Annotated in this window: 11 protein-coding genes; 1 reads left to right on the top strand and 10 read right to left on the bottom strand. The window is 72.4% G+C overall.

All coding sequences use genetic code 11. From position 1 onward, the window contains the following. The first annotated feature begins 123 nt into the window (after positions 1-123). A complete protein-coding gene (locus EAO73_RS10295) occupies positions 124-729 on the top strand; it encodes a hypothetical protein (protein WP_147971077.1) in 606 nt (201 codons plus the stop codon). On the opposite strand, the gene EAO73_RS10290 is transcribed toward EAO73_RS10295, so the two are convergent. The 10 genes from EAO73_RS10290 to EAO73_RS10245 form a co-directional block, all read right to left on the bottom strand. Beyond that, a complete protein-coding gene (locus tag EAO73_RS10290; RefSeq protein ID WP_147971076.1) occupies positions 720-3,407 on the bottom strand; it encodes a non-ribosomal peptide synthetase in 2,688 nt (895 codons plus the stop codon). The two genes, EAO73_RS10295 and EAO73_RS10290, sit on opposite strands and share 10 nt — an antisense overlap. 52 nt (positions 3,408-3,459) lie before the next feature. After that, positions 3,460-4,314, bottom strand: coding sequence for an SDR family oxidoreductase (locus EAO73_RS10285; protein WP_147971075.1), 855 nt, complete (start codon positions 4,312-4,314; stop codon positions 3,460-3,462). After that, positions 4,311-5,024: a thioesterase II family protein gene (locus EAO73_RS10280; protein ID WP_147971074.1), complete on the bottom strand. Its 714-nt coding sequence runs from the start codon at positions 5,022-5,024 to the stop codon at positions 4,311-4,313. The genes EAO73_RS10285 and EAO73_RS10280 overlap by 4 nt, the downstream gene beginning before the upstream one ends. A 118-nt stretch (positions 5,025-5,142) precedes the next feature. Continuing rightward, positions 5,143-5,358, bottom strand: coding sequence for an MbtH family protein (locus EAO73_RS10275; RefSeq protein ID WP_147971073.1), 216 nt, complete (start codon positions 5,356-5,358; stop codon positions 5,143-5,145). Positions 5,359-5,360: 2 nt separating this feature from the next. Next, complete coding sequence (locus EAO73_RS10270; RefSeq protein ID WP_147971072.1) at positions 5,361-6,002, bottom strand: 2-hydroxychromene-2-carboxylate isomerase; 642 nt, start codon at positions 6,000-6,002, stop codon at positions 5,361-5,363. Between the two features lie 37 nt (positions 6,003-6,039). Further along, positions 6,040-6,786 (bottom strand): 3-oxoacyl-[acyl-carrier-protein] reductase, encoded by a 747-nt coding sequence (fabG, locus tag EAO73_RS10265; RefSeq protein WP_147971071.1) that lies wholly within the window; start codon positions 6,784-6,786, stop codon positions 6,040-6,042. A 22-nt stretch (positions 6,787-6,808) separates the two neighbouring features. Further along, positions 6,809-7,294 carry a 3-hydroxyacyl-ACP dehydratase FabZ family protein gene (locus tag EAO73_RS10260; protein ID WP_147971070.1) on the bottom strand — a complete coding sequence of 162 codons (486 nt, stop codon included), beginning with the start codon at positions 7,292-7,294 and terminating at the stop codon, positions 6,809-6,811. Further along, a complete protein-coding gene (locus tag EAO73_RS10255; protein ID WP_147971069.1) occupies positions 7,291-7,695 on the bottom strand; it encodes a 3-hydroxyacyl-ACP dehydratase FabZ family protein in 405 nt (134 codons plus the stop codon). The genes EAO73_RS10260 and EAO73_RS10255 overlap by 4 nt, the downstream gene beginning before the upstream one ends. Beyond that, positions 7,695-7,946: an acyl carrier protein gene (locus EAO73_RS10250; RefSeq protein WP_147971068.1), complete on the bottom strand. Its 252-nt coding sequence runs from the start codon at positions 7,944-7,946 to the stop codon at positions 7,695-7,697. The genes EAO73_RS10255 and EAO73_RS10250 overlap by 1 nt, the downstream gene beginning before the upstream one ends. Before the next feature lie 40 nt (positions 7,947-7,986). Beyond that, positions 7,987-9,090: a beta-ketoacyl synthase N-terminal-like domain-containing protein gene (locus EAO73_RS10245; RefSeq protein ID WP_147971067.1), complete on the bottom strand. Its 1,104-nt coding sequence runs from the start codon at positions 9,088-9,090 to the stop codon at positions 7,987-7,989. Positions 9,091-9,151 lie beyond the last annotated feature (61 nt).

The raw sequence follows: 9,151 nt of genomic DNA, 5'->3' as shown, positions 1-9,151 counted from the left end.
GCATGGAAAAGAAATGCTGCAGAACAACAGGGCCATGTCTAACAGTCCGGATTCCACTGGGACAACGGCCGTTGCAGAAAGTTGCCACCCGCGGGGCGGAGGCCGCGTGCTAGCGTGAGGAACATGACCGGAGACGTGAAATCAGAAGCCACCCTGCTGGACCGTCACATGCCGCAATGGCATTTCCGTGAACGGCATTGGGTGGCCGTTTCGGCACCCCGCGAGGAAGTGCTGCGCGCGGCGCGCGAGATGACCTGGCGCGAGGCCCCGGTGGCGCGCTTCTTCCTCGCCTTCACCCGGAACAAGCTGCGGGCCGACGGGAAGGTCCTGGACGACTTCGCGATGGGCGGGGACACCGTACTGGAGCTGTCCGAAGAGGAGTTGCTCTACGGAGGGATCGGCTCCCAGGCCGGCCCCGTGCGCCCGGACCGGCCGATGCACGAGGTGTTCAGGGACTATGCGGAGCCGGGCTGCACCAAGGTCGCGTTCAATATGCACTATGCCGCCGGCGTCCTGACGACGGAGACCAGGATATACGCGACGGACGAGCGGACCCGGCGCAACTTCGGCCGTTACTGGTTCCTGATCCGCATTCCGAGCGGAATGATCCGTATCGCCCTTCTCTCCGCGATCAAGCGACGCGTGGACGGCCGCCGGAAGAGTTCCGAAGAAAGTCCCGGCGGCCGGACGGCGGAGCAAGTTCCGGATCAGGGCACGGATCAGCCCTGAGATTCCCGTACGAGTGCGATGAACCGGCCTGCCGTCGAGTTGCGGTAGAAATCCTGGGTGGTGACCTTCGGCAGGCCGAGTTCCCGCATTTCGCGCAGTACCCGGATCACGAGCAGTGAATTCCCGCCGAGCTCGAAGAAATTGTCCTTCTCGGTCACTTCGGTGTTCAGCGCGTGTCCCCAGAGTTTGAGGATCTGCGCGGCCCGGGGGTCGTGCTCGTCGGCCGGGGCACCGCCCGGTTCGGTCCGCTCCTCCTGGCCGGTGGCGGCCGGCGCCGGCAGCGCGGCCGTGTCGACCTTGCCGTTGATGGTCAGGGGGATCGCGGGCAGCGCCGTCAGGGAGGCCGGGACCATGTACGCCGGCAGCACACCCCGGGCGTGCGCGAGCACATCGGCGGTGGAGGTCCCCTCGCGCAGCGCCGCGTAGGCGTCGATGCGGGCGGTCGCCGGGTCGGCCGGCACCTCGTGGTTGAGCACGGCCGCCGCGGCCGAGACCGCGGGGTGGCCCAGCAGCACGTTGCGGATCTCGTCGAGTTCGATCCGGTGGCCGCGCACCTTGACCTGGCTGTCCAGCCGGCCGAGGTGGTCGAGGCCGCCGTCGGGGCGCAGCCGCCCCCGGTCACCGCTGCGGTAGACGCGCCCGCCGCCGTACGGATCCTCGACGAACCGTTCCGCGGTGAGGCCGGGGAGGCCCAGATAGCGGTCGGCGACACCCGCGCCGCCCACGCAGATCTCCCCGGCGGCGCCGACCGGGAGCAGCCTGCCGCGCGGGTCGCGCACCGACAGGGTCCAGCCGGGCAGGGCGCGGCCGACCCGGCGGCCCGCGACCTCCACATCGGCGGGCGTGACGGTGTGCGCGGTGACATGGACCGTCGTCTCGGTGATGCCGAACATGTTCACCAGCCGGCAGCCGGTGTGCGGGTGGCGGGCGAACCACGGCGCGAGCATCCGGACGTCCAGCGGTTCGCCGCCGAAGACGACCAGACGTACGGCGAGGGGTTCACGCCGCCTCCGGTCCGCCTCGATCACCTGGGCGAAGGCGGACGGAGTCTGGCTGAGCACCGTGACGCGCTCGGCCACCAGCAGGTCGTAGAAGAGTTCGGTGTCCCGGGTGACCCAGTGGTCCACGACCACCAGGCGCCCGCCGGTGAGCAGGCAGCCCCAGATCTCCCAGACGGAGAAGTCGAAGGCGCTGGAGTGGAAGAGGGTCCAGACGTCGCCGGTGCCGAGGGCGAAGTCCTCGCGGGTCGCGTCGAGCAGGGCGCCGACGTTCCGGTGCGGCACCACGACCCCCTTGGGCCGGCCGGTGGAGCCCGAGGTGTAGATGACGTACGCGGGGGCCGCCGGGTCCTGTGCCGGTGCGACCGGTCCGGTGCCCTCGCCGAGGGCGCGCAGCTCGTCGGGGGTGACGACCCGTACGCCGTCGGCCGGGGGGAACGCCGCGTCGACGCCGCCGACGACCACCGTGATGCCCGCGTTCTCCACCGTGTAGCGCAGGCGCTCCTCGGGGTAGCGCAGGTCCATCGGGACGTAGGCACAGCCGGCCTTGAGGACGCCGAGGAGGGTCGCCACCAGGTCCGCGTCGCGTTCCAGGGCGACGCCGACCATGCTGCCGGGTGCGACGCCGAGAGCGTGCAGGCCGGCCGCGGCCCGCTCGGCCATGGCGTCCAGTTCGGCGTAGGTGAGGCGGGTGTCGCCCGCGGTGAGGGCCACGGCGTCGGGCTGCCTGCGTACGACGTCGGCGAAGAGCCCGTGCACGGTGCGGCCGGCCGTGGTGGTGTCCGTGGCGGGGCTGATGCCCAGCCGCAGTACCGCCTCGGTCTCCTGCGGTGTCAGCAGTTCGACCGCGTCGAGCGGCTGCTGCGGTGCGGCGGCCAGCTGGGCGGCGACGTGCGCCACATGGCCGGCGAACCGCTCGGCCACCACCGGGGTCAGCTCGCCCAGGTCGTGCCGGAGCAGCCCGGAGGCCCGGCCGCCGTCGTACAGGGTGAAGTGCAGCTCGGCGGGGAGTTCGGGGGCGAGGGACGGGAGCCTGCGTTCGCCTGGCTTGGCCCGCTCGACGCGGACGCCGACCCCGGAGCCGGTCAGGGCGGGCGGTCCCTCGGTCCCGGTGCTCTCCCACTCGGCCAGGTAGTCGGCGGTCCGCCGTGTCTCGTCGACCGGGGCGCCCGTGCCGTACCGCGCGAGGACCAGGGCGACCGCTCCCCTCAGCAGGGCGGGTCCGGCGCGCAGGCCGGCGGGGAGCGGCACGGTCACCTCACCGGTGCGGCCGGCGTCGGCGGGGGTGCCGAGGCCCCATTCCAGGGCGGGCCGCCGACCGGTCGCGGCGCCGGTGGGTGTGCCGGCCCGTTCGAAGGTGAACGGGTCGTCGCCGATGGTGAGTTCGTGGCGGGCCACCAGGACGAGGTCCGCGTCCCCGTCCGCGTAGCGGAGCAGTACGGCCCGCAGCGGGAGGGCCGAGGTGTGCAGCGGGCGTTCGGACTCCCGGCGGCGTCGGTGCGCGGCGGCCGGGTCCGCGGCGCCGAAGGGCAGGTTCTCCTCCCACAGCCGCAACTCCCCCGTGCCGAGCCGGGCTTCGGCCGCTCCGGCGCACAGGCGCTGTCGCAGCCCCGCTGCATCGACCGGGCCGGGCACACGGACCACGAGGCTGTGACAGCGCCTGGCCTGACTTCTCGACATGGGCGGACTCCTGAGGCAGTACGGGAGGGACGGGGAAGAGGGCCGGGGGCCGTCAGCGGGCGCTGAACCCGCCGTCGACGGTGAGGGTGGTGCCGGTGACCTGGCGCGAGTCGTCCCCGGCGAGCCAGAGGGCCGCACCGGCGATGTCCCGCGGTTCGATGAGGGTGTTCATCGGCTGGGACTGCACGAAGATCTCCTCGTGCTCGTCCACGTCGACATCGAGGGAGCGGGCGATCTCCGCCAGCATCCGGCCCTCGTGGAGCGGGTCGTCGCGGACCGATCCGGGACACAGGGCGTTCACCCGTACCCGGAAGGGGCCGTAGTCGAGTGCCGCGGCCTTGGTGAGGCCGATGAGTCCGTGCTTCGCGGCCACATAGCCCGCGAAGTGGCGGTAGCCGACGAGGCCGGCGGTGGACGCCACGTTGATGACGCTGCCCGAGCGCTGCTCGATCATGGCCGGGATCACGGCCTTCGTCATCCGCCAGGCACCCGTCAGGTCGATGCCGACCATCAGATCCCACTCGTCCTCGCTGATCTCGTGCACGGCCTTGCCCGAAGGCGCGGCGATGCCCGCGCCGTTGAGCAGCACGTCGATCGACCCGAACCGGTCGAGGGTCTGCCGCGCCACCTCGCGGACCGCCTCCGGGTCGCGCACGTCGGCGGCAGCGGTGACGACCGCCGCGCCCTCGGCGCGGCAGAGCTTGGCGGTGTGCTCCAGCTGGCCCGCCGAGCCGAGGGGGTAGGGCACCCCGGGTACGTCCGCCGCGATGTCGACGAGGACCAGGTCGGCGCCCTCCCGGGCGAAGCGCTCGGCGCACGCGCGGCCCAGTCCGCGGGCGGCGCCGGTCACCACGACGGTCCGGTCCCGCAGCCGCGCGTCCCGGCTGTCGTCCGCCGTACGCGTCATGGCTGCGGTTCCGGCTGCAGGCGCAGGGTGTCGCCGATCGCTTCGAGGAGCGGCAGCGGCGACTCGGTGAGGTACATGTGCTCGCCGGCCAGTTCGACGAGCCGGAACGCGCCGGTGGTGGCGTGCTGCCACTCGGCCGCCTCGTCCCTGCCGACCAGCCGGTCGTCGGTGCCGCGCAGCGAGGTGACGGGGGTGCGCAGCGGTTCGTCGGTGGCGGGCCGGTAGTTCTCGTGCATCTCCACGTCCGCCCGCAGGACGGGCAGCAGCAGCTCCCGCATGTCGGGGTCGGCGAGCGCGTCGTGCCGGTATCCCGCGAACTCCTGTACGCGCGCGAGGAAGGCGTCGTCGTCAAGTCCGGTGGCGCGGCGGCTGCGGCCGGCCCGGGGCCCCGGGGAACCGCTCACGAAGAGGTGGGTCAGCTCGACGGCGGGGTCCTGTTCGAGGCGCCGGGCGACCTCGTGGGCGAGGACGGCGCCGAGGCTGTGCCCGAAGAGGGCGACGGGCCCTCCCCCGGTGAGGTCAGCGACGGCCGGGGCGAGCGCGTCGGCCGCTTCGGCCGCGTCCCGGAACGGCTCCTCGATGAACAGCTCCTCCCGGCCGGGGAGTTGCAGGGGCACGATGTCCGGTGCGTGCACGGGAAGGTTCTTCCAGGCGCGGTAGAAGCCTGCCCCGCCGCCCGCGAAGGGAAGGCAGACCAGTGAATGAGTCATGAGCGGCGTCGCTTTCTCGTCAGCTGCGTGGATGCCACGTTCACACCGCGCGGGCCCCCGGGCAACGGGCGTTGCAAATTGCTGCCAACGCCCGTCGCCCAGCCGCCCGGCGGGGGTGTCAGGCGGCGTCCATGGCGTCGGCCAGTGACTTCGGCCGCATGTCGGTCCAGTGGGAGTTGATGTGGTCGAGGCAGGCCTGACGGCTGTCCTCGCCGTGGGCCACGGTCCAGCCGGCCGGGACCTCGGCGAAGGCGGGCCAGAGGGAGTGCTGGTTCTCCTCGTTGACGAGGACCAGATAGCGGGCGTCGTCGTTCTCGAAGGGGTTGGTGGTCATGGTCAGCCTTTCCTCACGGTGGTCTTGGTGGCACGGGCGCGGACGTCCGCGACGAAGTCGGGCAGCCGGTCCACGCCCCAGAACTTCTCGTAGCCGCTGATGAAGTACGGGACGCCGAACACCCCGTCGCGGTGCAGGGAGTCGAGGGCCGCGTGACCGCGTGCGCGTACCTCGTCGTTCTCGTGGGCCCCGGCGAGCAGTTCCGGGTCCAGGCCCAGGTCCTTGCCGACCCGGCGGATGGTGTCGGTATCCGAGATGTCCTCGCCGCGCTCCCAGCGGGCCCGGTAGACCTCGGCGATGAACTCCCGTCCGGCGCCCAGCTCCTGGGCCGCGAGGTAGGCGAGGTGGGAGACGTGCCAGCGCGGTTCGGTGTCGACGGGCCACACCATGTCCAGGCCGCGGGCCCGGCTGAGCCGGCGGACGTCCTGGAGGATGTAGAGGTGCTTCTCCTTGGACATCGGCACGTACGGCAGGGTGATGTTGTTGCGCTCCAGATGGTCGAGGGCGGGTTCGTCCGGCTCCCAGAACGGCAGCCACTCGATCTGCTCGGCCACATCGGGGTACTGACCGAGCAGGTCCCGGTAGGCCATCCAGGAGTAGGGGCTGCGGAACGAGAAGTACCAGCGCGGTCCTCTTCGTGCCATCACCGCCTCCGATCGGGGTAGTGCGGGTGGGGGTGGGTCAGATGGTGATGCCGCCGTCGATCTGCAGGACGGTTCCGGTGATGTACGCGGCGCGGTCGGAGACCAGGTAGGCGACCAGGTCGGCGACCTCCTCCGCGGTGCCCATGCGGCGCAGCGGGATCGAGGACAGGGCCTCCTTGCGGGCCTTGTCGTTCATCGCGGCGACCATGTCGGTCTCGATGAACCCGGGGGCGACCGCGTTGACCCGGATGCCGGCGCGGCCGGCCTCCTTGGCCAGGGCGCGGGAGAAGCCGATGATCCCGGCCTTCGACGCGGAGTAGTTGGTCTGGGTGCCGTGTCCGTACACCCCGGCGACCGAGGAGAGGTTCACGATGGCCCCGGCGCGGCGCTTCATCATGCCGAAGACGACGGCCCGGCAGACGTGGTAGACGCCGTCGAGGTTGGTGTCGATGACCTGCCGCCACTGCTCGTCCTCCATCAGAACGAGCGGGTTGTCCCGGGTGATGCCGGCGGCGGTGACGGCCGCGTCGATGTGCCCCCACCGGTCCTCGGTGGCGGTGACCCAGGCGCGGACGGCGGCGGCGTCGGTCACGTCGACCCGGGTGCCGGTCGCGGTGCCCGCGCCCTGTGCGGCCTCCTTCTCCACGGCGCGGGCGGCCTCGTCGTCCGAGCGGTAGCAGAAGGCGACGTCGTGGCCGTCGCGGGCGAGGGCGAGCACCGTGGCCCGGCCGATGCCGCGCGATCCGCCGGTGACGAGGGCCACCCGGTGCGCACTGTCTCCCATGATGTCTCTCCGTGGTCTGCGGTCAGCCGGCCGTCGCGGCGGGGCGCAGCGACTCGGCGGGGCGGAAGGTCATGACGATCCGGCCGACGGTCATGACCGTCTCGCCGGCCGAGCGGCTGTCGCCCTCGAACAGGAGGGTGTCGTCGATCCGGCGGTCGAGCCGGACGCGGTGTTCGAGGACTTCGGCGGGCAGGACCGGCCGGTGGAACTCGACGCCGGTCATGGCGCCGAAGAGCATCACCTGACCCTGGAGGACGTCCGGGTTGGGGTCGTCCCAGGTGGCGAGGACGCCGGCCGCCTGGCACCAGGACTCCACCAGCAGCGAGGGCGGGTAGGCGAAGTCCTCGTCGGGGTGGTGCGGGCCGAGCTTCTCGTACCAGGGCTCGTTGCAGGTGACCGCCTTGAGCGCGGTCAGGCGTTCACCGGGGACGACGTCGACGAGCCGGTCGACGAGCAGCATCGGGAAGCGGTGCGGCAGCCGGGCCCTGATCTCGCGCTGGCCGCTCATGCCGCCGTCTCCGTCCGGGTGGTCCGGGCGCGGTAGCGCAGCCGTACGGTCGCGGCGTCGCCCCGGTCCGTGGTGAGCTTCGCCCGGCACTGCCACTCGCCGGCCGGGGTCCGCTTCCAGCCCATGGCGATCTCCACCCGGTCGCCGGGGAAGACGGGCCCGGTGAAGCGGGTCGACTCCACGGCGGCCAGCTCGGCGTCCTTGACGTCGCCGGGCGCGGTGGCCAGCGCGCCGAGGTGGGCGCACTCGACCAGGCAGACGCCGGGGAAGATCGGGAAGCCGGGGTAGTGGCCGGGCAGCACGGTCTCGTCCTCGCCCACGGTGAAGCGGGCCGCGGTGCGCGATTCGTCCTCGGCCGGCCGCACCTCGACCGTTCCCGCGAGCGGACCGGCGGCGGCCATCAGGCCGCCTGCCGGGCGGCGTCGAGCTTGCCGCGCAGCAGGTCGTAGGCGCTGCGCAGGTCGACGATGTGCTTCAGCTCGGACTCGGGCACCTTGACGTCGTACTTCTTTTCCAGGACGACGACGATCTCCAGGGCCATCAGCGAGTCGACCTCCAGGTCGTCGATGAACCTGGCATCGTCGGTCACCTCTTCGGTGTCGACGTCCATCACCTGCGCGACGACGGCGCGCAGTTCTTCCTTGTCCAGCATCGTTCCGGTTCCTCTCATCAGCTGGTGGGGCGGGGCGGGCTCAGCGCAGGCCGAGCAGGGCGCAGCCGACGGTGCCGGTGCGGTCGACGGAGGTGATCACGCCGATCCGGCCGGCCGCGGTGTCCGGGTGGTCGGCCGCGTACGAGAGCAGGGCGGCGGCCTGGAACGCCGCCGCGGCGGCCCCGGTGTCACCGATCAGCCCGGTGGGCGTCAGGTCGGCGGGACCGGCGGCGCCGAAGACCTCGTGCACGGCCTCGGACTCCTCGTGGCCCTCGGGCCCGGGGGCGCCGGAGCGGGCGACGGCGACGACCTGGGCCGGTTCGGCTCCGGCCCGGTGCAGGGCGGAGCGCAGGCAGGAGACGAGGGCGGGGCCGGTGCCGCCCTCGATGACGACGCCCAGCTCGACGGCGAGGAGTTCGGCGAGGACGGGCTGTCCGCTGTCACCGGGGTCGTGGGGTTCGACCAGGAGCATGGCGCAGCCCTCGCCGAGCGGGGCCGCGGGGCCGCCGTCCGAGGCGTGGTGCTCCAGCCAGGCGCGGGCCGGCGAGAACTCCTCCGCTCCCCCGCAGAGCACGGTGCGGGCGCGGCCCGAACCGAGCAGTCTGCGCGAGTAGTTGAGGGCGTGGAGGGCGGCGGTCCGGCCGCCCGCGATGGTGGCGTTGGGGCCCTTGAGCTGGTACCAGATGGCGCTCTGTCCCGCGGCGCAGTTCATCACGGTGTTGGGGAAGCGCGCCGGGTCGACGAAGAAGGGCTGCTCGCCGGTGAGGGAGTCGCGGGTGAAGTCCATCATCGACTGGGCGCTGCCGGTGGTGGTGCCGAGGGCGAACGCGGCGCCCTCGCCGGTGCCGACGGCCCGGTTGCGCTCGCCGTCGTCGAGGAGGGAGCCCACGGCTGTGACGGCGAGACCGGTGACCCGGTCCATGGAGCGGGTGCCCTTCTTGCCCAGGACCCCGCGGATGTCGAAGGACGGGACGACGCAACCGGTGCCGTCAGGGGTCGGGGCGTGCTCGGGGCCGAGTCCGGTGACGGTCGGGCGCCGTTCACGCAGGCCCTCGGTGAACGCCGGCCTGCCGATGCCGTACGACGACACGGCGGACCAGGCGGTGATCACCGGGCGCCCGGCGCCGGTGGTGACTGGGGACATGACCGTCACGTGTTCCTTCCGTTCTCAGCTGCCCGCGCGCGGTTCGCGCGGGCTCACAGGA

It is taken from the genome of Streptomyces sp. col6, from assembly GCF_008042035.1.
In the GTDB taxonomy this organism is placed as follows: domain Bacteria; phylum Actinomycetota; class Actinomycetes; order Streptomycetales; family Streptomycetaceae; genus Streptomyces.
Note: the sequence above shows the minus strand (reverse complement) of the source record. Positions and strands in the feature narration are given on the sequence as shown.